The organism is Methanothermobacter thermautotrophicus (genome assembly GCF_014889545.1).
GTDB lineage: Archaea > Methanobacteriota > Methanobacteria > Methanobacteriales > Methanothermobacteraceae > Methanothermobacter > Methanothermobacter thermautotrophicus_A.
Map to the genome: position 1 here is coordinate 194,918 of NZ_QKOF01000005.1, position 22,445 is coordinate 217,362.

17 protein-coding genes, 1 tRNA gene and 1 pseudogene are annotated in these 22,445 nt (G+C 50.9%); 3 read left to right on the forward strand and 16 right to left on the reverse strand.

The window, feature by feature from the left end; all coding sequences use genetic code 11:
• Nucleotides 1-691: 691 nt before the first annotated feature.
• The 4 genes from nrdD to DNK57_RS03560 all read right to left on the reverse strand — a co-directional run bounded on the left by nrdD (nucleotide 692) and on the right by DNK57_RS03560 (nucleotide 5,772).
• Nucleotides 692-2,977 carry an anaerobic ribonucleoside-triphosphate reductase gene (gene nrdD, locus DNK57_RS03545; RefSeq protein ID WP_192961815.1) on the reverse strand — a complete coding sequence of 762 codons (2,286 nt, stop codon included), beginning with the start codon at nucleotides 2,975-2,977 and terminating at the stop codon, nucleotides 692-694.
• 273 nt (nucleotides 2,978-3,250) lie between these two features.
• Nucleotides 3,251-4,153 carry a hypothetical protein gene (locus DNK57_RS03550; RefSeq protein WP_192961666.1) on the reverse strand — a complete coding sequence of 301 codons (903 nt, stop codon included), beginning with the start codon at nucleotides 4,151-4,153 and terminating at the stop codon, nucleotides 3,251-3,253.
• Nucleotides 4,154-4,248: 95 nt separating this feature from the next.
• Entirely contained in the window at nucleotides 4,249-5,598 is a 1,350-nt protein-coding gene (gene purB, locus DNK57_RS03555) for an adenylosuccinate lyase (protein ID WP_192961667.1), read from the reverse strand.
• 15 nt (nucleotides 5,599-5,613) lie between these two features.
• Nucleotides 5,614-5,772 carry a preprotein translocase subunit Sec61beta gene (locus tag DNK57_RS03560; RefSeq protein ID WP_013294958.1) on the reverse strand — a complete coding sequence of 53 codons (159 nt, stop codon included), beginning with the start codon at nucleotides 5,770-5,772 and terminating at the stop codon, nucleotides 5,614-5,616.
• Nucleotides 5,773-5,911: 139 nt separating this feature from the next.
• Between DNK57_RS03560 and polC the strand changes: the two genes are divergently transcribed.
• Nucleotides 5,912-9,190 carry a DNA polymerase II large subunit gene (gene polC / locus DNK57_RS03565; protein ID WP_192961668.1) on the forward strand — a complete coding sequence of 1,093 codons (3,279 nt, stop codon included), beginning with the start codon at nucleotides 5,912-5,914 and terminating at the stop codon, nucleotides 9,188-9,190.
• 54 nt (nucleotides 9,191-9,244) lie between these two features.
• Here polC and DNK57_RS03570 read toward each other — a convergent pair whose 3' ends face one another.
• Both DNK57_RS03570 and DNK57_RS03575 read right to left on the reverse strand, forming a co-directional pair.
• The gene (locus tag DNK57_RS03570; protein WP_192961669.1) at nucleotides 9,245-11,608 is read right to left on the reverse strand and encodes a heavy metal translocating P-type ATPase; all 2,364 of its coding nucleotides are present in this window, start codon (nucleotides 11,606-11,608) and stop codon (nucleotides 9,245-9,247) included.
• Nucleotides 11,609-11,654: 46 nt separating this feature from the next.
• The gene (locus DNK57_RS03575) at nucleotides 11,655-12,866 is read right to left on the reverse strand and encodes a metal-dependent hydrolase family protein (RefSeq protein WP_192961670.1); all 1,212 of its coding nucleotides are present in this window, start codon (nucleotides 12,864-12,866) and stop codon (nucleotides 11,655-11,657) included.
• Nucleotides 12,867-12,962: 96 nt separating this feature from the next.
• Between DNK57_RS03575 and DNK57_RS03580 the strand changes: the two are divergent.
• Nucleotides 12,963-13,127 (forward strand): annotated as a pseudogene (locus tag DNK57_RS03580) (Flp family type IVb pilin); the annotation flags it as partial.
• Between the two features lie 144 nt (nucleotides 13,128-13,271).
• Here the strand turns inward: DNK57_RS03580 and DNK57_RS03585 are convergent.
• A complete protein-coding gene (locus DNK57_RS03585) occupies nucleotides 13,272-13,814 on the reverse strand; it encodes a hypothetical protein (protein ID WP_192961671.1) in 543 nt (180 codons plus the stop codon).
• Between the two features lie 125 nt (nucleotides 13,815-13,939).
• On the opposite strand from DNK57_RS03585, the gene DNK57_RS03590 reads away from it, so the two are divergent.
• Complete coding sequence (locus DNK57_RS03590; protein WP_226891030.1) at nucleotides 13,940-14,287, forward strand: DUF5518 domain-containing protein; 348 nt, start codon at nucleotides 13,940-13,942, stop codon at nucleotides 14,285-14,287.
• On the opposite strand, the gene DNK57_RS03595 is transcribed toward DNK57_RS03590, so the two are convergent.
• The 9 genes from DNK57_RS03595 to cfbD all read right to left on the reverse strand — a co-directional run bounded on the left by DNK57_RS03595 (nucleotide 14,284) and on the right by cfbD (nucleotide 22,354).
• The gene (locus tag DNK57_RS03595; RefSeq protein ID WP_192961673.1) at nucleotides 14,284-14,703 is read right to left on the reverse strand and encodes a DUF126 domain-containing protein; all 420 of its coding nucleotides are present in this window, start codon (nucleotides 14,701-14,703) and stop codon (nucleotides 14,284-14,286) included. The two genes, DNK57_RS03590 and DNK57_RS03595, sit on opposite strands and share 4 nt — an antisense overlap.
• A gap of 69 nt (nucleotides 14,704-14,772) precedes the next feature.
• Nucleotides 14,773-16,020, reverse strand: coding sequence for a tRNA pseudouridine(13) synthase TruD (gene truD, locus DNK57_RS03600; RefSeq protein WP_192961674.1), 1,248 nt, complete (start codon nucleotides 16,018-16,020; stop codon nucleotides 14,773-14,775).
• Between the two features lie 131 nt (nucleotides 16,021-16,151).
• The gene (gene ftsA, locus DNK57_RS03605; protein WP_192961675.1) at nucleotides 16,152-17,501 is read right to left on the reverse strand and encodes a coenzyme F390 synthetase; all 1,350 of its coding nucleotides are present in this window, start codon (nucleotides 17,499-17,501) and stop codon (nucleotides 16,152-16,154) included.
• A gap of 220 nt (nucleotides 17,502-17,721) precedes the next feature.
• Nucleotides 17,722-17,793, reverse strand: a tRNA-Arg gene (locus tag DNK57_RS03610).
• 71 nt (nucleotides 17,794-17,864) lie between these two features.
• Nucleotides 17,865-18,266 carry a hypothetical protein gene (locus DNK57_RS03615; RefSeq protein WP_226891031.1) on the reverse strand — a complete coding sequence of 134 codons (402 nt, stop codon included), beginning with the start codon at nucleotides 18,264-18,266 and terminating at the stop codon, nucleotides 17,865-17,867.
• A gap of 19 nt (nucleotides 18,267-18,285) precedes the next feature.
• Complete coding sequence (locus DNK57_RS03620) at nucleotides 18,286-19,644, reverse strand: AIR synthase-related protein (RefSeq protein ID WP_192961677.1); 1,359 nt, start codon at nucleotides 19,642-19,644, stop codon at nucleotides 18,286-18,288.
• A 23-nt stretch (nucleotides 19,645-19,667) separates the two neighbouring features.
• Nucleotides 19,668-20,264: an imidazole glycerol phosphate synthase subunit HisH gene (gene hisH / locus DNK57_RS03625; protein WP_192961678.1), complete on the reverse strand. Its 597-nt coding sequence runs from the start codon at nucleotides 20,262-20,264 to the stop codon at nucleotides 19,668-19,670.
• 6 nt (nucleotides 20,265-20,270) lie between these two features.
• Nucleotides 20,271-21,275: a sugar phosphate nucleotidyltransferase gene (locus DNK57_RS03630; protein WP_192961679.1), complete on the reverse strand. Its 1,005-nt coding sequence runs from the start codon at nucleotides 21,273-21,275 to the stop codon at nucleotides 20,271-20,273.
• On the reverse strand, nucleotides 21,275-22,354 hold the full coding sequence (gene cfbD, locus DNK57_RS03635) for a Ni-sirohydrochlorin a,c-diamide reductive cyclase catalytic subunit (RefSeq protein WP_192961680.1): 1,080 nt from the start codon (nucleotides 22,352-22,354) through the stop codon (nucleotides 21,275-21,277). The genes DNK57_RS03630 and cfbD overlap by 1 nt, the downstream gene beginning before the upstream one ends.
• Between the last annotated feature and the right edge of the window lie 91 nt (nucleotides 22,355-22,445).

Consider the following 22,445-nt stretch of genomic DNA (forward strand, 5'->3'; position numbering starts at 1 on the left):
CATTCCTTAGAACTAGATCCTCCAGGCCTAGAGCACTCTTAAGGGCGTTTTTTTAACTGATTTATTATAATAGAGCGATATTATCCCCATATTGGTCACCAATGTATTAAAGCCTGCGCAAATACGCATAAACGAGAAACTAAAGGCAACTATCATTGAAGAAAGGTAGGAATTCCGCGCAGAGAAACCATTAAACAGGTTGTTTGGCTCAAATTAGGAATACTGGAATGTTAGAGCAGATGAAAGCTTTTTTAGTGATTATATCGGTTATATACCTCCTGGGCTACGATAATACCCTTCTAGCTTCGAATAAGGTGATCTGTAACTCCCTCACCTAATCCCCATCCGTTAACTTAAAAGATCTGATATCCAGAACGAGACTCCCTGGATCCTTATATGGAGCTCATAGTTCAGTATCAGTTTTCATGGTCTACTGGAGACAGTGAAAAGTCAGTGTCTATAGGCGAATTCCTGACAAAAAATAGAGCCAATTTAAAAGGGCGCTCCCCCCAAGTAAACCGTTATCCATGATCCAGAGTGTCATGAATCTGAAAGGAGGAGGTGGGTGAATGAGCAAAGAAGTGCTTGACCCCTTCAGGTCTCCATTCAGAATATAAGGAGAATTCCAGATGATGACCCTGCAAAATATAAGGGATAAGGTTCCAGTCAATAGCTGAAATCATCATGGACATTACAGGTTTATTCTTCGTCTATCAAGAAGTTCCTGCTGTTTGCCCCGGTTCCAGCCCCCGCTTGAGGACTTGGCCCGGCCAACCTGCTGGACGTAACCCGTGATCCGGTCATACCACTCAACCTCATCCCTCTCACCGCAGCGTGCACAGGAATCCTGCAGCCCCCTCATGAGGGTCTTGCACCTCAGGCAGAAGCTGAGGGCGTTGCTGTACGCCCAGAAGCCTATGTCACTCCTCCTGCAGATCCTCCTTGTGAGGCCCCCGAGGGCTTCAGGGTCAGGTTTTGCTTCACCCAGCCAGGCATTGAATATGTGCCCCCCCGGTGTCAGGGGGTGGTACTTCTCCTCGATCCTTATCTTTTCAACAAGGTCCACCTCTGCATTCACGGGTGTGTGGCTTGAGTTGGTGTAGTAGTATGCACCCTCTGTGCCCTGGAGCACCGCCTCCTCAGGGTAATGCTCATGGTCCAGCATTGCGAACCTGTGGGCTGTGGACTCTGCCGGTGTCTGGAGGACGCTCCACCGCCATCCTGTCTCCTTCTTGAGTTCAGCTGCACGTTCATTTATGTGCTCTATAACCTTCAGGCCGAATCTGTTGGCTTCAGGGTCCTGTATACCCACCCCGAGGTGGTACTCGAGCATCTCATTGAGTCCCGTGAATCCGAAGCTCATTGTCGCATTCTCTATACGGTAGTACCTCTCTCCGTCTATCTCCTGGGAGAGGAATGGGAGCAGGTGGTAGTCGTCTAGGCATCTCTGGGCCTGGCTCCTCCTTATCCTGAGGACCTCCACCGCCATGTCAATGTACTCATCAAGGTACTCGAAGAGTTCATCATCATCCCGTGACTGGTAGGCTATCCTTGGGAGGTTGAGGGTTATGTAGGCAAGGTTCCCTGTCCTGAAGCAGTCCTTCTCCCAGTCCCCTGTCCAGTTATCTGCGAGACTCGTACGGCAACCCATGTAGTTGGCCATACTGCCCCTGTAGTCCGCCAGCATGTTTATGAAGTAGGCTGTACCGTACTTGGATGCCAGTTCATGGACCAGGTTCAGTTCCTCATCGAATTCGCCCCTGAAGGTCTCCCTCCGGAGGGAGTATATGGTGTTGGGGAAGAGGTGGGGCTTCCCATCAGCATCACCCTCCAGGAGGACCTCAGTGAATGCCCTTGTGAGGAGCCTTGCCTCCTCAGCGAAGTCACCGTAGACGCCAGCGTATTCCCCGCGGGGCCCATAGGCAGGTTCATCCTCAAGGAACTCCGGGACCCCGAACTCCAGGTTTATGCTTGTGAATGGTACCTGGCTTCCCCTTGCAGCGTAGGCCATGTTGAGGTTGAATATGAACATCTGGACCGCCTGTTTGATCTTCTCATAGGGCAGCCCTGCGGCGAAGGGCGCCACGAAGACGTTCCAGAGGCTCATGGCCTGGCCGCCTGACATGTTCTGCTGGGATGCCAGCATTATCTCCCCTGCATGGTTCATGAGGGTTTCAAGGTGCTTTGGTGGTCCTGCAACAGATGTATGGTCACCTGTACCGTCAACCCTCAGTCCATGCCTTATGAAAAGACGGAGATCGTGCTGCAGACAGTTGAGTGGCCGTGCAGCGAAGAATTCAAGGTCATGGATGTGTATGTCTCCTGACATGTGGGCGTCTGCGAGCCTTGAGGGGAGTATGTGGAGCAGTGTGTACTGTTTGAGGGCCTCATCAGCCACGTACTTGTGGACGGTTTCAGGGTTGTGGATCATGTTGGCGTTGTCCCTGGAACCGTTCTCTATGAGGTTTGTGATGTTGTAGACCGGGATCCCGAGACGTGTGTACCTCTTCCTGAGGGTTTCAAGGCCGTGCTCTATGAGCTTTGTGTTCACAACCTCCCTTATCATGGGGGCTGTGAGGTATTCCACATTCAGTTTCTTGAGCTCCCTCCAGACCTCGGTGGCGATTTCCCTTGCAACGTCCTCTGAGGCTCCTGCCTCCCTTATGAGGTTGTCCTCTATCTTCTTCTGATCAAAGGTCTCTATCTTATCCCTTGACGTCCTCACCCTGAGCCTGTTGGCTGCAAGGTAACGATCTGCCAGTTCCTCATCAACCTTCCTGAGGGAGTCGTAGACCAGGATCTTTATCTCCTTGGTGGTTATCCCATTGTAGACAGACCTTGCAACCTCTGAGGCCACATTCTCTGAGGTCCATAAACTGGCCCCCAGGTTTAGGAGGGATTTTACAAGCTTTTCATGGCTGAACTTTTCCCTTACGCCATTATTTTTCAGTACACATGTTTCTGCCTTTGTTGGCATTGCAGCCAGAAGACGTGAATCATCAACCACAAGATCACCACATAACTCCTTATAAAATCTAATCTCTCAGTGTAATTTATTATGTTCACCAAACCTCTTAAAGGTGCCGTGAACCCCTTAAAAAGCATCCGCTGATTAATAACACCCTTATAATGTTTTCGATAATTATTATTATATTATTTGTTTAATAAAGCATTTATATTGTGGAACTGTTCGTATAGGGAGAAATTAAGGGGCTCTGACAGAAATAAAAATTAATTGAAATTAAAAACTCTATTCAAGCTTTATCTGAACTGCGCCTATCCGTGGTGCCAGTACATTGTAGAAGAGGGCTGTGAGCCCATACACTATGAATGTGCAGATGAATGCACCGACTGTTAGAGCCACCAGTATCAGGATGCCTGCAGTGTACTCCCCTGCAATGGACAAGATGATCAGGGCTATTATTCCCACTATTAAACCCAGGAGGGCGGCTATTGACCCTGTTATGAGTCCAAGTGGTATGGCCTCTATCCCATCTATACTCACAAGTCCATCAACGGTCTCACTGAGTTTCAGTTTTATGGGTGTTATCCTGGCTGACAGGAAGTTGTATAGAAGAAGACCTATGGCGATCACTATGAATGATACCACGAATGTCATTACCGGTGTTAAAACGATGTTTATGATGGTCCCAAGTGCCGTTGCAGATCCAACCGCGGCCATGCTTGATACAGCCGATGGTTCAACCGTCTTTGCAATGCTGGTTATTGTGCTGAAGAATACCCACTGGAGAGGGGCTGCTAAAAGCTGGTATATGAAGTTCAGGATAGCCGCAACAGCAGAGAGTATCAGTGACGTGCTCACGATGTCAAAGGACTCAACCTTCTCCATACCTGTCAGGGCAAGCTTGATACCTCCAAGGCGTGGTGTCAGTCCATTGTAAATGTATGCCCTCAGAAAAGATTCCACAATGCTGAGCAGAAATGTCCCCACAGGTAGGACCACCAGCCCAACAACGGATATGCCAGTAATTAGCCCCCCAAAGGCCCTCAATTCGGCTGGAAGAGCAGATGAAATTGCCCCAGCGAATATAAGGATCAGAAGAGCGAAGATGAATGCCCATATCGCCCCTATGGAGGAGTTCATTATTGTGTAGGGAACAACCCTCACAGACTTTATTTCTTTTAACTCCATCTTATCACCATAATGATCTATGGTGACAGGACATATAAAAAATTTATGAGAAGATTTTGTTGAGGTATTAAGGAGAATAGGGGTCCTTCATGTGCTCAAAGCCATTTCTCTGATTCCTCCAGGACCCTCTCAACGATCCTCCTGGATGAGCCGATGTAGGTCTCAGGGTCCATTATCTCTTCAAGGTCCTCCTCTGTAACGTAATCCATGATCTCAGGGCTCTCAAGGACCACATCCCTCAGGCTCCTTCCCGTCCTGCTGGCCTCAATGGCACACCTGCGTACAGCTGCATATGCTGTCTGCCGACCCATACCCCTCCTTGTTAGCTCGGCCATGAGTCTCTCAGCCATTATGAGGCCCCCTGTAAATTCAAGGTTCCTCTTAATGTTCTCTGGATAGAACACTAGGTTGCCCAGGACATCCAGTGTCAGTTTCAGTATGTAGTCGGTGAGGATGCATGCCTCGGGCAGAATTATGCGCTCGGATGATGAATTCGTGAGGTCCCTCTCATGCCATAACGGGTTGTTCTCAAGGGCGGCGACAACATAGGACCTTATAACACGCGCAATACCACATATCCTCTCTGCAGTTATGGGGTTCATCTTATGGGGCATGGTACTGCTGCCCACCTGTTTCTCAGGATCGAATTTCTCTCCGACCTCCATTATCTCTGTTCTCTGGAGGTTCCTGATTTCAAGGGCTATCTTATCGAGGGTTGTGGCTATATTGGCAAGGACCATTATAAACTCTGCATGGTTGTCCCTCTGGACCACCTGGTTGGATATGAGGACCGGTCTGAGCTCCAGTATCTCTGAAACCCTCTCATGGACCTCCAGGCCCTCCTCACCCAGGGCCGCAGTGGTCCCGACGGCTCCTGTCATCATCCCGACGCAGAGCCTCTCACTGCATGCATCAAGGCGCTCCAGGTGCCTGTGAATCTCATCCGCCCAGAGGGCGAACTTCATGCCATAGGTGGTCGGGAGGGCGTGCTGTCCATGGGTCCTGCCGATGCAGACCCTGTCCCTGTTTTCATCCGCCAGTTCAAGGAGGACCTCAAGCAGCCCGGTGAGTTTATCCCTGAGAACCGATATTGACTCCCTGAGAAGCAGGGAGTTGGATGTGTCAACGATGTCATTGGATGTTGCACCGAAGTGAACATATTCCCCTGCGTCACCCTCGCACTGCTCTGCAAGGGCCCTGACAAGAGATGCTATATCATGTTTTGTCTCCCTCTCAATCTCGTTAACCCTTTCAAGGGTAACAAACTCGGTGCTGGCCTTCCTGACTATCTCAGAGGCAGCTTCCTCGGGTATGATTCCAAGTTCGCCCTCTGCCTGTGCCAGGGCTGCCTCAACGTCCAGCATCTTCTGGAGCTTATTTTCAGCCTCCCATATAACCTTCATTTCAGGTGTCCCGTACCTGAATTCAACTGGATGAATGGCCATCTTAACACTCCTCTATCATCCCGAAAATCTGAGTACAAGGCAGAAGACTGCCAGTATTATGCTCATCACAACTACCTGTTCCGGTGTTAGTTTCGGTCCCTTCGTCTCCTCTTCAAAGTACCTTACAAGACCTGCACCGCTGGGTGGAAGTGTCTTCTTATCCTTCTTTGCCATGAGAAATCACCATAAGTTTGATGTATAAAACCTTATTATACTCTGCAGATACCATATAATATAAGTTTCACCGGATGCTGAAAATGAGCTGGATGGAACAGATTCAGATAGAGTTCAAGTTTAAGCCGTGTGATGAATCATGAGGGACTACTTCGATGAGCTTGAAAGGGAGACAGAACGACTCTATGAAATCGCCAGGAAGGCGAGGGGCCGTGGGCTTGATGTAAGCACCAATCCAGAGATACCCCTTGCAAAGGACCTTGCTGAACGTGTTGAGGGGCTTGTTGGTCCGGAGGGTATAGCCAGGAGAATAAAGGAACTTGAAGGTGACAGGGGACGTGAGGAGGTTGCTTTCCAGATCGCAGCTGAGATAGCCTCCCAGTCCGTTCCCGAAGACAACCTTGAGGAAAGGGAAAAACTGGCAGACCAGGCCCTGAGGACTGCCCTTGCAATACTCACAGAGGGCGTGGTTGCAGCGCCCCTTGAGGGTATAGCCAGGGTCAGGATAAAGGAGAACTTTGACAGATCCCGGTACCTGGCAGTGTACTTCGCAGGCCCCATAAGGAGTGCCGGTGGTACGGCAGCCGCCCTATCAGTCCTCATAGCAGATTACATACGCCTTGCTGTGGGCCTGGACAGGTACAAGCCCACGGATAGGGAGGTTGAACGGTACGTTGAGGAGGTTGAACTCTATGAATCAGAGGTCACAAACCTCCAGTACTCGCCGAAACCCGATGAGGTGCGTCTTGCAGCCCGCGAAATCCCTGTTGAGGTGACAGGGGAGCCCACAGATAAGGTGGAGGTGTCCCACAGGGACCTTGAGAGGGTTGAAACAAACAACATCCGCGGGGGGGCCCTCCTGGCCATGGTTGAGGGGGTTATACAGAAGGCCCCCAAGGTACTCAAGTACGCAAAGCAGCTGCAACTTGATGGCTGGGAATGGCTTGAAGAATTCTCAAAGGCTCCCAAGAAGGGCGAAGGAGAGGAAAAGGTTGTTGTGAAGGCAGACAGTAAATACGTTGAGGACATAATAGGTGGAAGGCCCGTCCTTGCCTACCCATCAGAAAAGGGTGCCTTCAGGTTGAGGTACGGGAGGGCCCGTAACACAGGCCTTGCTGCCATGGGGGTGCACCCGGCCACCATGGAGCTCCTCCAGTTTCTGGCCGTCGGGACCCAGATGAAGATCGAAAGGCCAGGTAAGGGTAACTGTGTTGTCCCGGTTGATACAGTAGATGGGCCCGTGGTCAAGCTCAGAAACGGTGACGTTATACGGGTTGAGGATGTTGAAACAGCCTCAAGGGTCAGATCAGAGGTTGAGGAGATACTATTCCTCGGTGATATGCTGGTGGCCTTCGGGGAGTTTTTAAGGAACAACCACGTCCTCATGCCTGCTGGCTGGTGCGAGGAGTGGTGGATACAGACCATCCTCTCATCCGATAAATACCCTGAAGATGATCCCCTCAATCTCTCATACTACAGGACCCGCTGGAATGAAATGGAAGTGGATGCCAGGGAGGCCTTCCGGATTTCAGAGGAATACGATGTGCCCCTGCATCCACGCTACACCTACTTCTATCATGATGTGACCGTCAGGGAGCTCAACATGCTCAGGGAGTGGCTTAAAACCTCCCGGCTGGAGGATGAACTCGTCCTTGACCTCAGGCCAGAGAAGAGGATCCTGGAGGTCCTCGGGGTTCCGCACAGGGTGAAGGACTCGATGGTGGTTATAGGGTATGATGACGCCTATGCTCTGCTAAAAACCCTCAGAAAGCCCCTTGAGGATTCATCCGATACCGTGGGGTCACTTAACATGGTATCATCTGTCAGGATAATGAAGAAGGCCCCAACCTACATCGGCACGCGTGTCGGCAGGCCTGAAAAGACAAAGGAGCGGAAGATGAGGCCTGCACCCCACGTCCTCTTCCCCATCGGTAAGTATGGGGGTAGCCGGCGTAACATAGCCGACGCTGCAAAGAAGGGCTCAATTGTGGTTGAAATAGGGCGCGCCACATGTCCATCATGCAGGGTCAGCTCCATGCAGTCCATCTGCCCTAGCTGCGGATCAAGGACCGTGATAGGAGAGCCTGGTAGGAGAAAGATCAACCTGGCAGCGCTCCTGAAGAGGGCGGCTGAAAATGTTTCGGTGCGTAAGCTGGATGAAATAAAGGGGGTTGAGGGCATGATATCCACTCAAAAATTCCCTGAACCCCTTGAAAAGGGCATACTGAGGGCTAAGAATGATGTTTACACCTTCAAGGATGCCACAATACGCCATGACTCCACTGACCTCCCCCTGACACACTTCACGCCCAGAGAGGTTGGTGTGAGTGTTAAGAGGCTCAGGGAGCTCGGGTACACCAGGGACTGCTATGGTGATGAACTTGAGGATGAGGACCAGATACTTGAACTGAGGGTCCAGGATGTTGTCATATCAGAGAACTGTGCAGACTACCTGGTGAGGGTTGCCTGCTTCGTCGATGACCTCCTCGAGAGGTTCTATGGCCTTGAAAGGTTCTACAACGTTAAAACAAGGGATGACCTTGTGGGTCACCTGATAGCAGGCCTCGCACCCCACACCTCAGCTGCTGTCCTTGGGAGGATCATAGGGTTCACGGGTGCATCTGCATGCTACGCCCATCCATACTTCCATTCAGCCAAGAGGAGGAACTGTGACAGTGACGAGGACTCTGTGATGCTCCTCCTGGACGCACTACTCAACTTCTCAAAGTCCTATCTACCCAGTTCAAGGGGCGGGAGCATGGACGCTCCCCTTGTTTTATCAACGAGGATCGATCCAGAGGAGATCGATGATGAATCCCACAACATAGACACCATGGACATGATACCCCTTGAGGTCTATGAGAGGAGCTTTGACCACCCGAGGCCTGCGGAACTTCTTGATGTTATAGATAACGTCGAAAAGCGCCTCGGGAAGCCCGAACAGTACACGGGTCTCATGTTCTCCCATAACACCTCAAGCATAGATGAGGGTCCGAAGGTGTGCCTCTACAAGATGCTCCCCACCATGAAGGAGAAGGTTGAATCCCAGATAACCCTTGCAGAGAAGATAAGGGCCGTTGATCAGAGGGGTGTTGTTGAGGGCGTCCTCATGTCACACTTCCTCCCTGACATGATGGGTAACATAAGGGCCTTCTCACGCCAGAAGGTCCGATGCACAAAGTGCAACCGGAAGTACCGTCGCATACCCCTCAGCGGGGAGTGCAGATGCGGGGGGAACCTTGTGCTCACCGTCTCCAAGGGTTCCGTCATAAAGTACCTTGAGATATCAAAGGACCTCGCATCAAGGTACCCCATAGACCCGTACCTGATGCAGCGCATAGAGATACTTGAGTACGGTGTCAACTCCCTCTTTGAGAGTGACCGGTCAAAACAGAGTTCACTGGACGTATTCCTCTAAACCGATGGACTCACAGTTTGCGTTCCAGATACTTCGAAATCATGATTAAGCTTCTCACTGCCCCTCCCTCAACCTTCTTGCAGGTGGTGTGTACCCCCTGAGGGTGAGTGAAAGGGACACCACGGTCACTGAACTGAGGGCCATGGCCATGCCCGCGTATTCCGGTCGGAACACAATCCCCAGGGGGTAGAGGGCCCCGGCAGCCAGTGGTATCAGAACAACGTTGTAGGCGAAGGCCCAGAAGATGTTCTGCCGGATCCTTGATATGACCTTCCCTGCAAGCTGTAGGGCCGCTGGAACATCAAGGGGGTCATCCCCCATGAGGACAACCTCACCGGCCTCCCTTGCTATGTCTGTTCCGCTACCAACAGCCACCCCCAGGTCTGCCTCTGCAAGTGCAGGTGCATCGTTTATACCGTCGCCCACAAAGGCAACCCCTTCACCCCCATCCCTGAATTCAGCCACCCTTGCCGCCTTATCCCCGGGGAGGACCCCTGCAATCACTGTATCTATCCCAACCTCACGGGCCACTGCCTCCGCAGTATTCCTGTTATCTCCGGTTATCATTGCAGTACCTATCCCCATCCTATCCAGTTCCCGGACAGCCAGCGCTGAACCCTCCTTTATCTCATCGGAGACTGCTATGATTCCCTTCACCTCCCCATCGACTGCGACTATGACCACGGTCTTGCCATCTGATTCAAATTTTTCAGGGTCCCAGCGGTCGATGGGGATGCCGTATCTCTCCATGAGGGCCCGGTTACCTGCAAGTACATGGTGCGATTTCACCCTCCCCTCAAGGCCCATGCCGGGTATGGCCCTGAATTCCTCAGCCTCAGGAACATCAACACCCTCCTCCTCAGCCCTCTCAGTTACTGCAGCTGCTATTGGGTGCCTGGATTTTCTTTCAAGGGCTGCTGCCAGTCCAAGCACATCACCAACAATGTCTGTGACCCTGGGCCTTCCACGTGTCAGGGTGCCTGTCTTATCGAAGATCACACAGGATATCCTGTCGGACAACTCAAGGGCCTCACCCTTCTTTATGAGTATTCCAAGTTCAGCCCCCCTCCCTATACCTGCCGTGACAGCGGTTGGGGTTGCAAGGCCCAGTGCGCATGGGCAGGCCACCACAAGTACAGATATGAGGACCGTGAGGGATATCAGGAGCCCGGCGCCCTCAACAAGGTACCAGAACAGAAAAGCTGATGTTGCGACAAGCAGAACCGCGGGTATGAAGTAGGATACTACCCTGTCAGCAATCCTCTGGATGGGTGGCTTTGATGCCTGGGCCCCTTCAACCAGTCTTATTATCCCTGAAAGGAAGGTTTCATCACCGGTTCGTTCAACCCCGAACCTCAGGATGCCATCGGTGTTTATTGTTCCTGCAACAACCTCTGATCCAGGTTTTTTAAGGACAGGGAGGGGCTCGCCTGTTATCATGGATTCATCCACGTAGGATGATCCCTCCATGACCCTTCCATCAGCCGGTACCCTGTCCCCGGGCCTCACGATGACCTCATCACCCACCTCTATGTCATGGATCCTCACCTCAACTTCCCTGCCGTCCCTTAGGACCGTGGCGGTGTCTGGCTGGAGTTCCATGAGTCTCCTGACGGCCTCTGATGTTTTACCCCTGGCACGTGCCTCCAGGTACCTTCCTAGGGTGAGGAAGGATGCCAGCATCAGTGCGGTGTCATAGAACATGAAATCGGAGGGGAGAATCCCTGAGGTGCCAAGGATGCTTGAAAGGAATGCCACACCTATACCCATTGAGTACATTACATCCATGTCAAGTGTCCCTGATCTAAGTGATCTGAGAGCACCCCTGAATATTGGTCCTGAGACATAGATGAAGGGTATGATTGAAACGAGGAGTATGAATACACCCCCTCCGGGGGGGTGTAAACCGAGGTACATCGCTGCCATGAGGGGAACTGAAACCCCGAACCCCACAATTATCCTTCTAAGTTCTGGTTTAAGGTCCTCCCTGACCTCTTCACCCTCCAGGCCCGTGACGGTGTATCCCAGACCCTCCACGGTCCTTCTGAGGTCCTCCACCGAGGTCAGGGAGGGGTTATATGATATGTAGGCCTTTTCAGCTGCAAGGTTGACTGTGGCGCTGCTCACACCCTCAAGTTCCCTAAGGGCAGATTCTATTTTCTGTGCGCACATCACGCAGCTCATACCACCCACAGCCATGGCTATGTTCTCGTTGAGTACAGTGTAGCCGGCATCCTCAATTGTGGCCTCCATGTCGGAGAGTTCCACCCTTCCAGGGTCGTATTCAATGGAAACTTTTCCCTCAACAAGGTTTACTGTGGCGTCACTGACACCATCAAGTCCTTTGAGGGCCTCCTCGATCTTTAGGGCGCATGCGGCGCACCCCATTCCACCTATCCTTATCGTTATTCTTTTCATTTACATTCCGCCAGATCCATGATTCAAGACCTGTAACTTCGGCCAATCACGAGACCAGGTCATCCCTGTAGATTATACCATCCCTTACAACCAGGAGTATGTTCAGGGGCCTGGAGAGTTCATCTATCTCCTCCACGGGATTCACCTCAGTTACAACAATATCTGCAATTTTACCCTTTTCTATTGAACCTATCCTGTCCTCCCACCCCATACATTCTGCTGCATTTATGGTTCCAGCCCTTATGGCTTCCAGTGGTTCCATACCTGTCTCTGTAAGGTAGGACAATTCAAGGAGGTTCATTCCATGCTCAACAACGCCTGAGTCTGTGCCCATAACCATCCGCACACCCTCATTGTAGGCCATCTCCATGTTCTCCCTGTGGACTCCTGCCACCTCAATGGCGTCCCTGCGGCTGTATTCTGCCAGTTCTCCCCTCATGGCCTTTTCATTGTTGAGGCGGGTTACCAGGAATGTTGGCACCAGGTAGACACCCCTTTCAGCCATCAACCTGGCGGTCCTTTTATCCAGGTAGGTTCCATGTTCAACTGAATGAACACCTGCCTTTATGGAATTCTTTATCCCCTGGAGACCATGGGCATGGACCATGACCCTTTTACCCCTGAATGATGCCTCCTCAACTATGGCTGCAAGTTCTGACGGTGTGAACTGGGTGTCTGATGGTCTGTCTGTGCTGCTCATGACTCCACCAGTTGCCATTACCTTCACAACATCCGCCCCTGCCCTCAGGACCTCCCTCGTCTTCTTCCTCACAGATGGGACCCCATCACAGATACCTGAAGGGAGACCCCTGTATCTCCTTTCAATGTTGAGTCCGGAACGTGTGTGAAAGTCGAAGTGGCCCCCTGTGATCGAGAGGGGTGTGACGCTTATCTGCATCCTGGGCGCCTGGATGATGTGCCGGTCGGAGGCCATCTTAACACCGAGGTCTGCAAGACCCGCGTCCCTTACCGTTGTAACACCTGCCTGCAGGGTGGCCCTCATATTCTCAAGGGCCCGGTAGAAGTAGAGTGAGAGTGGATCCTCAAGTTTGCTCTCTGTCCTGAATCCATCCTCCATTAGATGGGTGTGGAGGTCAATGAAGCCCGGGAGAATGAAATTATCGGAGGCATCAATAATCTCAAGGTCACTGATCTTACTCTCAATGGATTTTATCCTGCCGTTTTCAACAACCACGTACCTTCTATCATGCTCCCCGGAATAAATGTCCAGTAATTCACCCCTGACCGCAAATCTCATGGAATAACCCCTGAAAAGACCTTGAATGTTCATCTTCAATCATGTAAAAAATTATATATTGCGCTGAAACCTATATATTTAGGGGAAGTGAATGATATGTTTCCTGACTCCTTTTTATTGGATGAATCTGGTCAGTCATCCTCAGAGTATATACTCCTATTTGGGGCCATAGTGGTGATTGCTATACTGGCACTGGTAATCTACAGGTCATACTTCCAGAGGAGCAGTCTGAACTCTGCCCAGGACACCAAGGAGGTAAGGGGCAGTACAGATGCTGGAAGTGCCTCAGATAATCCCCCGGTGAATAATAGCTCAGGCCCGGGACCCGGACCAGACCCCATACCCCCATCATTCCCATGATAACTCCCTAAACTTAACTGCTGGTTCCAGCCAGCATTGCACCCCCTATATTCCTGATTTTGCCTCGTAGTTAGATAACAGGGTAGCTGCCATTACAGCTCCGGCCATGTTCATTGAGAGGTCCCTCATCGTGTCTGAGTAGAGGGCTGCAGTTGGCTCATAGTAGATTAAAAACCCTGTGATTTCATAGAGGAGACATAAGAAGACTGCTACTGATACCGTGAAGACTAACCTCTCCCAGTGGCCCAGCTTCCGTAGGGTGCCGTGTAGGAGTGTTGAAAGATAAACTGACACCACAAGGCCCGCAGTAAAGTGTTCCGCCATGTTCACTGCCAGGGGAGCCAATGATGCCAGAAGTTTCAGTGCAAATTCGGCGGGGGGATATAATATGAGTGTCAGGATGAATATCCTCCTTTTGTAGCCTTCAAGGAGACCCTCAGGTTTATAGATGATTAACAGGGTAGAGAAAAACAGTCCAGCAAGGAGCTTGAAGGTCAACCTGGGGTGGGAGCTGAGGAGTACTGTTAACCAGACAATCAGGAAGACTGGTAACCATTTATATGATGATTTAGGATTATCAGTAAGCATAAATGCATCCCCTTCAACACTCAAAAAATCCCTGATCTAAAATCCCAGCCAGAGGTTCCATTCTCTTAAGGGAAACGCCATAAATTATATAATCCATCAAAAATTATTATTGATGGTGATAGATGATGGAGATCAAATTTAACTGGAAGGCAGTTGTTTCTGGTATCATCCTTACTGTTATACTTGGACCCATCCTCAGATTGCTGATCCCATCATGGATGGGTGTGCTTTCTATCCTCCTGGCCTCTGTGGGCTGCGGTTACATTGCTGATAAGGATTACCTGAACGGTGCCATGAACGGCGTTATCATGGGGGCCTCCATTGGTATCCTGAACATCTTAATGGTCTACATCAAAACTGGCATCATGAACGTGGCCATCCTCTCAATACTCATATATGCCCTCGCAGGTGATATGAGTCTTGGATTCATTGGTGGGAGTGCCGGTAGCTTACTGAGATCCCTCAGGGATTAGAACCTGATTTTTCCCTCCTCGGCATCCACCTCAACCTCCATTGAATCCTCCATGACACCGAGGAGGTCCTCTGATGGTCTGTCCACCATGGGTATACCGGCCATTATGGCCCCTGTTGCGATTATTGGCTCGGCATTCAGGCATATTATGGCGGCAGGGGCTGTTCCATTCCTGGCCATCTGGTATATGACATAGGACCCCACTGTGGAGCCCTTACCGCCGGGTATGAGGATAACCTTTCCCCTCATGCTCCTACCATGGAGCGGATGTTTTCTATCAATAACCTCCCCTGTGCTGGGGTCAACCCCTCCCAGAAAGCTCAATGGTTCATCTGATACTAGAAGGGGACCTCTTCCCCTTCCGCGTGATATAACTCTGCACTTAACTTCCACCGGATCATCTCCATAAACTTTCATTATTCAGCGAGAGACATGATCATGATGCACTGGTATCCCTTCATTAAACCGTGAAATCAACATAAAGGCCTAGGCAACGTTCTTCTTCATGATCTCCCTCAGGACAGAGGTTGCATAGCATCCCCTGGGTATTGAGAATTCAACTGTAAGGCCCTCCTGGCTCTCATGGGCATCCACGTCCCATATCCTGAAGCGTATCGCCCTCCTCATGCCGTGACTTCCCAGTTTGGGGACCCTTATGGAGTTAAAGTCCTCGAGGGATACTCCCTCGTCCTCGATTATCCTTCTCTCAATCTCACCGGGCCTGCCACCGGCGAGGGGGACCTTGCTGCCATAGAGTGGTGCCGTCGGATGGGCCTCAAAGTTGAGGATCAGCTCCTCCAGTTCATCAGGATCAGTGTCATGTATTATGTGCTGCTCATTATCAATGACTATATCCCCCTTGATGTAGGTGTCTATGCCAAGGGCGGCCCTCTCACTTACTGCCCGGTTGAAGAGGTATGACTGGTAGGCGTGGACGAACATCCTCTTGAGGGGTTTTGGAAGTGCATGGATGGCCCTCACATAGGATTCATCTGAGAACTCACCCCTCCGTAGATCCCTCAGCATGGGTCTTAGCATCATCCTCTCATACCTCATTGATGAGGGCATGAGCTCGTATGCCTCCTCGAGGTCGCCCCTGTCATAGGCCCTCCTGGCCTCTGAAACCCTCTCTGATTCACCCTCAAGGGGATTTCCTATGTAGGCGTCAACCGCGCCCTTTATGTCGCCATGGACAAGGGCCCGACCAACAAGGTGGGTGTTTGCCCTTGGGCTCCCGAAACGCTGCCAGCCATAGTAGTTGGGGACACCCTTCTCCTCGAGCTCCTCCAGGGTCGCCCTGGCAGCCTCAAGGGGTTCAGGGATCTCAGTGTCCCTTATAAGGATCCTGAAGCGGTTGCCCCTTAGCTGGCCCATCCTGAGTTTCTTCTCATTTGCTGTGACCCTGAGGAATTTAACGCCTCTCAGCCTCTCCTCTATTGCCTTAACCTCTTCGGGTGTTGTGTTGCTCACACATATCCACTGTCTGGTGACGGCCCTCTTATCCTTCATGCCGGCGAATCCCATCCTTCTCCTGTCAAGGTGTAGTTCCCTTGCAATGTCCAGGAGGACGTCAAGGGTTGTCCTGCCCTCCTTCTCTATCCATATCCATGTGTTGGGGCCGCTGCCACTGGGCTCTGTGAGGGGTATCTCCTCCACCTCGAAGTCCCTGTTATGTAATCTTATCCTGCCACCGGTACCCGGTGTTGATGTAACATATGTTTCCGCATTCAGCATCATTAAACTCCATAATTTATGTGAATTCAGTGCCCCGAACAGGAGCCTCATTGGTTAAAACTTATCTATTATAATACTGGCTGCCTTAAACCAGAGTCTCCAGCACCTCAAGCAGGCCTGCCTTAGAGATGCTAACGCCTATCCACTATACGCTTTGGCCTGCCCTTAACCTTATAAAATTCGAGTTCTCCGGGCCCGACGAAGTTGAATACTATCTCAAATGTTCCCTCAAGGTAGGCATCATAGAGGTCCTTCTTATATTTGAAGAAGGCCCTTATAAAGTTCTCCTGGATTATCTCCTTGGCACAGTTTCCTGGATCCTCACATTCAAGGGAGACCCTCATGGTGACGGTGCCCTCATCCTCGTCCCCGTAGAGGAAGGCCTCATATTCTCCTGTAAGGTAATCCATGTTCTCCCTCTGGAAAACCGCTGCCTCAACGTCAACCCGGTTGAATGGATGACCGGAGATCCAGAAGGTCTCTGCCTCCCTTTCAGGGTTCATTATTCTCATGTGTGTCCTTCCACATCTGCAGGTATCCCTCGATATTACCACAGTGGTGTCCTCGGTGTCATAGTTGAGGAGGAGCGTGCCTGTCCTCTCACCAACCGGTAGCAGTGTTGTCAGGACTATCCTGCCGCATTCCCCATCATCAACGAAGTCCCGGAGGTTGGGGTCATAGACGTCCAGGTGGACAAGGTCCTCTGGGACGTGGAGGCCCTCCTTGATGTGGCATTCCCCGCACATGGTACCCTCGGTGCTTCCATATGTGTTGTAGACATCAACACCCCAGATTTCCTCAACGTATGCCCTTGATTCGGGGGCGAAGCTTTCACCGCCCACAACCAGCCTCTTTATGCTTGACTCCCTGGGATCAATTCCCTGCTCCTTCATTCGCCTTGCGAGCCTCAGCAGTTTGAATACATTTGCAACTATCCCTGTTGGCCGATAGTTCTCCATTATCCTCACAGGGAAGGTGCATTTGCCCTCAGGTATTATTGTCATCCCTATCTTCTGTGCCGCCAGTGTCATTGTGTTGGCCCCGACATTCATCCCGTAGGATGCGCATACGACGACCCTGTCACCTGCTTCAAATCCCTGGGATACAAAGGACCTTGCATACTTCTCTGCGTACCTCTGCCAGTCCTCCCATGTTAGGAAGAAGGACTTTGGTCTTCCGCTGGTGCCGCTGGTCTCATGTATTGTGTAGATATCCTCCCATGGGGCGCATTTGAATTCAAATCTCTCCTTTTCAGGTGGTTGATTTTTTCTTACTGTTTCACCACTTATTATCGGGAGATCCCGGAGGTCCTCATGGCTCCTTATATCTGAGGGCTTAATATTGTTCTCCCTGAACCATTTGCTGTAGAATGGAGAGTTCTCATATGCATAGTTAACCGTGTACCTTATTCTCTCCTCCACAAGGGCGTCGAGTTCGCCGCGTTCCATGGTCTCTATTTCAGGATTGAAGTAATTCCCCATAACAACCACCATCTCCATAGTATAGATTGTAGTCCATGGAATAAAGATTTATTGATGGGCACCTGAAGGAACACATGCCCTTAAGCTCTCATTCCATTGACAACCAGCGGCTCCAGGATCCAACAACCCTGTTAAATAGAGCAAGGTCAGCACCAAGAGAAGGTAATCCGCCGCTTCACCCTTAAAAAAAGATCATTGCCCACCCTTAATGTAAAGAGAGTGCCCTGACCGGGACTTGAACCCGGGTAATAGGATCCGCAGTCCTACGTGATATCCGCTACACTATCAGGGCAAAATGAGAGTGAAGGATAGTCTATAGCACCCTATATTAATAATTTTCCATGCCGGTATTTAAGTTTTGCATCAGGATCTCCATAGATAGAGTCTGAAGGTGACGTTACCCCTTGACCTCACAGCCACATCAATTTCCTCTGCATCCTCCATTGAGCCCCGGGATGCCACGGTAACCTCACCTGACCCGCTGTCCAATGTGAGATTGTAGTCCATTCCCTCAAGGGTCCTGTTGAGGAAATCCGATGCCATGGTCGGGTCAGGGGACTCTGCAAGCCCATCCAGTATACTTTCACCGGATGGATAGGCTGCCATGACATCAAGAACATCCCCTGCCACCGGAGACTCATGTGTCACAACAGGGGGTTCTGTGTTGATGAGAGATGCTGTTATTATGAAGACCACTGTGAGTGCAAGAACAGCGTCGATTGTTGATATGTAACCTCCATCATCCATCATATCCCTTAAGGCCATTCTAAATATCCTTTAAAATCTATTCCCTGGAGATCATCCGGACCACCATGTCCTTCTTTTCTATGGCACGCCTTGCAGCATCCTCAACCTTCCTCTTCATCTCCTCAAAGTCCCCGGGTCTTCTATCACCCACCATCTTCTTTATCTGGGTGTATGCCGCCTCACGGAAGAGTGGCCTGAGTTCCTCCTCTGAACCATCCCTCAGGAGAACCGGGACCCCTGAGTCTGTGACCCTACCAACCTCTGCAACATCAACACCCGCACCCCTTATGGTGTCCATAACCTCCGGGGCCACATCATCGGGGGCTATTATCATGAGTGAGTCTATGGAGACCCCCAGGGGGTCAATGTCAAGGTCCTGGAGCATCCCAAGGACACGGGGGTTTATCATGGACATGACTGCATCGGCATCGAATTCCAGTCCAACCCCTGCTGTTGAGGATATCTCATGGGCGTCGCCCCTAAGACCACCATTTGTAACGTCAGTCATTGCATGGACATCCTCCAGGAGCCCTGAATCCATTATGGCCTCAGATGCCCTTATGAAATTCACGTCAAGGGTCTCCCATACAACATCGAAAAGTCCATGGTATATTGCGGTTGTGGTTATAGTCCCTCCCCCTGATCCCTCAGTGAGGAGTATGCTGTCTCCGGGCTCTGCCCGCCTCCTGGCTGTGGGGGGTGTCTCTGAAAAACCTATGGCCCCGACTGCACTGACGAGCCTGTCGCCGAGGACCATGTCACCCCCGACCCTCAGGGTGCTCCCGGCGACCACAGGAACTTCAACAAGTTCTGATACTGCTGCAACCCCCGCAGTGAAGTCAAATAGTTTACCGACGTCACCATCATCGGCAAGGTGGAGGTCGCTTATGAGGGCCACGGGCCTTGAACCCATCACGCACACATCCCTCAGGGCTGCCCTTGTCACATGGAACCCCCCAAGGAAGGGGTACTCACTGAGTCGTGAGTGTATACCATCCACTGCAGTTGTTATGTATACGTCTCCGCTTTCTGTTTGAGTCCTTACGACTCCACCATCATCCTGTGCCTCAGGGTTTATGAATGAACGTGTACCTGTACTTGAAACGATATCTGCGATCCTCCTGTGGACGAAGAAGTCGCCCTCACCCCGGGATCCTACCCCCATCTCACCCATTCCAACCCCTGCAGAGGGGTATGATATTATGGTCCGGAGGTCATCATCCACTCCGCCAGTTTTAAGGGTATTCTTAACCTCATAGATAACCGCATCCGCCATCCTTATGGATGTTTCCCTGTCCATATCCTTGAATTCCAGTATACGGTCTGCCAGTATGTTCCTGAGCGACTTTTCATCCATGGAATCAATTTTTCTCCTTACAAATCCCTCTATATCCATTTTTTCACCATCTCACTGATCTCTCATGCCCTGATTATCTCTACAAAGTTTCTTAGAACATCCAGACCTGCCTCCCCGCTCTTTTCGGGGTGGAACTGGGTTGCATGGATATTATCGGATTCGATGGCCGCTGTCATCTCAACACCGTACTCTGTCCTTGCAGTGACCACATCAGCCGAAGGTTCAGCATAGTAGGAGTGGACGAAGTAGAAGTACTCATCCTCAGCACCCTCAAGGAGGGGTGAGTCCTCCGCGATTATTAGCTGGTTCCAGCCCATATGGGGGACCTTATTGCCTGGTGGTATCCTTATGACCCTTCCAGGTATCATGTTAAGTCCCTGGACACCTGGAGATTCCTGGCTCTCTGAAAGGAGGACCTGTAGCCCCAGGCATATCCCCAGGAAGGGTTTCCCCTCCCTGATGTTCCCGAGTATGGTTTCCCTCAGGCCCTCGAGTCTGGCCATCGCACTTCCAAAGGCACCGACACCAGGGAGTAAGAGTGCGTCAGCCGAATCAAGGATCTGTGGATCTGATGTTACGCAGACATCTGCCCCTATCCTCCTGAAGGCATTGGCTATGCTCCTCAGGTTTCCGCTTCCATAGTCTATGATGGCTATCAAGAGATCTCACCTTGTATAGTAATCCTGGACCCTCACGGTGTCGTTTAGGTGAGGTGTTGATACCTCATGTAGTACCGTGTTCTCCATTGCCACTATGGAGTGCTTCTCCCCTGGCTCTATGCGGATGGTGTCGTTCTTGCTGAAGTACTCCTTCCTGTTATCAAATTCTATGTAACCTGAACCTGAGATTATGTACATGGTCTCATCCTTCTCCTCGTGGTAATGGAAGGATGTCCTGTATCCCTCCCTTATGAATAGCTCCTTTGTGAGGTACTTCTCGGTGTTTATGAGGACCTTCTCATAGCCCCATGGCTTGTCCTCCCTGTTACGGTACTCCTTCCTTATCTCCTCAAGTTCCTTGGAGGTGTCGATGGCCATCCAGAAGAGGCCGTCCTCCCTGTAGTAGCCCAGTTTGTTCTCCTTTGCCATGAGTGGGAAGAGTGTCTTTTCGATGTCCCCTGACTCAAAGTCACCGAAGTCGAGGTTTCCCTTGGAGAAGTAGACACCCGCGTTGATGTAATAGTCCAGCAGGGGTTTCTCCCTGAAGTTTACTATCTTATCACCGCTGGTTTCAACTATGCCATAGGGTGACTGCATCCGGGTTATGAACATGGTCATGGGGTAGTCTGATATCTCGCCCAGGTGTATCATCTTCTTTATGTTAAGGTCAGCCACAACATCCCCATTCCTTATTATGCACTGTTTCTCTCCATCTATGGCCTCCATGCCAAGTCTTATGGCGTTAAGCGTCCCCAGTGGTTTTTCCTCCCTTACATACTCTATCCTGAGTCCCTTGTAGTTATCACCATATCTCTCCTCTATTTTTTCTCCCAGGAACCCTGTAAGGAGGTACACCGTGTTTATACCTGCATTTTTAAGGTCAAAGAGCTGCTTATCAAGGATGGTGTAGCCCTCCTTTATCTCGATGAGTGGTTTTGGTATTCTCTCGGTTAGGGGTCTCAGACGTTTCCCGAATCCCCCGCAGAGTATCATTCCAACTGTTTCAGCCATCATATCACCTTTTCAATGTTTCTTCTAAGGGCGTCTCCAAAATCAGATCCCACTATGCTGCTCTGTCCCAGTGTCCTTGCATGGGCATCAAGTTCAGCCACCACATGGGTGTAACCCAGTCCCCTCAGTGGTTCCACCAGTCTGGGCCCATCGGTAACTGCAACGGATTCAAGATCCAGTTCCTCAACTGGGAGTGCATGGGGAACCCCTGATACGACTGCGAACTCTATCTTCTCATTCCTTAAAATTTCTGCAGCCCTTGCCCCGGTTATTGGGTACTCGTCCAGGCCACCTGTTATGTGATCCACCCTGTTACCGCACCCCTCTATCTCTGAGAGTATGTTCTCTGCATGCCTCTGTATCCTTGGAAGGCCAACATCCCTATCAAGATTCGCGATTATAATGGGGGGGTTATCAGGTTTCAGTGAACTGAAGGGCAGGGTCAGGATGTCAGCGAATAGATATGATGTCTCCTTCTTGGCATTGAGGACAAATGCCACCCTTCTACCTTCCATTATTGATTCAATGACCCGAAGAGCCACCTCATCCTTATCATCACCGTAGGATGGGCGGATGTATTCCCCCTGGGCCATGCCCCTTGTCTTCTCAATTTCGGTTGCGAGTTTCAGCATCTTTATCTGGCGCTCTGCCTCTTCTTCAGGAATTATGCCCTGCTCTGCAGCTGCCTCCAGGACTATTATGGCGCCCTCGGTGTTATCACCCTCCCCGAAGCCTCCATGGGATTCAACTGTTAGGACCCTTGCAGGTATACCTGCCCTCTGGACAGCCTCCCTCAGGTCCTCACCGATTATCATGCTGGCACAGGTGCCCACCACACCCACAAGCCGGGGAGAGAACATTTCATGGGCCTTCCTGAGGGTCTCTGTGAGTTTATCAGATGCCCCAAATATGAAATCCTGCTCTGACATTGCAGTTGTTAGGACACGGACTCCATCGGTTTCAAGGAGTCTCCCTGTCCTGAAGCAGCAGCCATGGGGGCCATGGAGGATTATTACGTCAGCGTCAAGGTCTCTGAGTGTGTAGAGTGATGCAGCTATTGGGCTGGGTCTCGGATGCATTCCTTCACCTCAAACGTCTGTAGTTATGCGCATAGGCTGAACCACGATGCAAATTCCTTCCTCATGATTCATATCCATGGATTGATTAATA

Coding starts and splice junctions, on each gene's coding strand:
- ftsA (WP_192961675.1), bottom strand. CDS start 17,501: ATGGGGAATTACTTCAATCCTGAAATAGAGACCATGGAACGCGGCGAA.
- DNK57_RS03595 (WP_192961673.1), bottom strand. CDS start 14,703: ATGAAAGTTTATGGAGATGATCCGGTGGAAGTTAAGTGCAGAGTTATA.
- polC (WP_192961668.1), top strand. CDS start 5,912: ATGAGGGACTACTTCGATGAGCTTGAAAGGGAGACAGAACGACTCTAT.
- DNK57_RS03550 (WP_192961666.1), bottom strand. CDS start 4,153: ATGGAGTTAAAAGAAATAAAGTCTGTGAGGGTTGTTCCCTACACAATA.
- DNK57_RS03575 (WP_192961670.1), bottom strand. CDS start 12,866: ATGAGATTTGCGGTCAGGGGTGAATTACTGGACATTTATTCCGGGGAG.
- DNK57_RS03620 (WP_192961677.1), bottom strand. CDS start 19,644: ATGGATATAGAGGGATTTGTAAGGAGAAAAATTGATTCCATGGATGAA.
- DNK57_RS03630 (WP_192961679.1), bottom strand. CDS start 21,275: ATGGCTGAAACAGTTGGAATGATACTCTGCGGGGGATTCGGGAAACGT.
- DNK57_RS03560 (WP_013294958.1), bottom strand. CDS start 5,772: ATGGCAAAGAAGGATAAGAAGACACTTCCACCCAGCGGTGCAGGTCTT.
- purB (WP_192961667.1), bottom strand. CDS start 5,598: ATGGCCATTCATCCAGTTGAATTCAGGTACGGGACACCTGAAATGAAG.
- cfbD (WP_192961680.1), bottom strand. CDS start 22,354: ATGCATCCGAGACCCAGCCCAATAGCTGCATCACTCTACACACTCAGA.
- DNK57_RS03570 (WP_192961669.1), bottom strand. CDS start 11,608: ATGAAAAGAATAACGATAAGGATAGGTGGAATGGGGTGCGCCGCATGC.
- DNK57_RS03615 (WP_226891031.1), bottom strand. CDS start 18,266: ATGGCCTTAAGGGATATGATGGATGATGGAGGTTACATATCAACAATC.
- truD (WP_192961674.1), bottom strand. CDS start 16,020: ATGCTGAATGCGGAAACATATGTTACATCAACACCGGGTACCGGTGGC.
- DNK57_RS03590 (WP_226891030.1), top strand. CDS start 13,940: ATGGAGATCAAATTTAACTGGAAGGCAGTTGTTTCTGGTATCATCCTT.
- DNK57_RS03585 (WP_192961671.1), bottom strand. CDS start 13,814: ATGCTTACTGATAATCCTAAATCATCATATAAATGGTTACCAGTCTTC.
- nrdD (WP_192961815.1), bottom strand. CDS start 2,977: ATGCCAACAAAGGCAGAAACATGTGTACTGAAAAATAATGGCGTAAGG.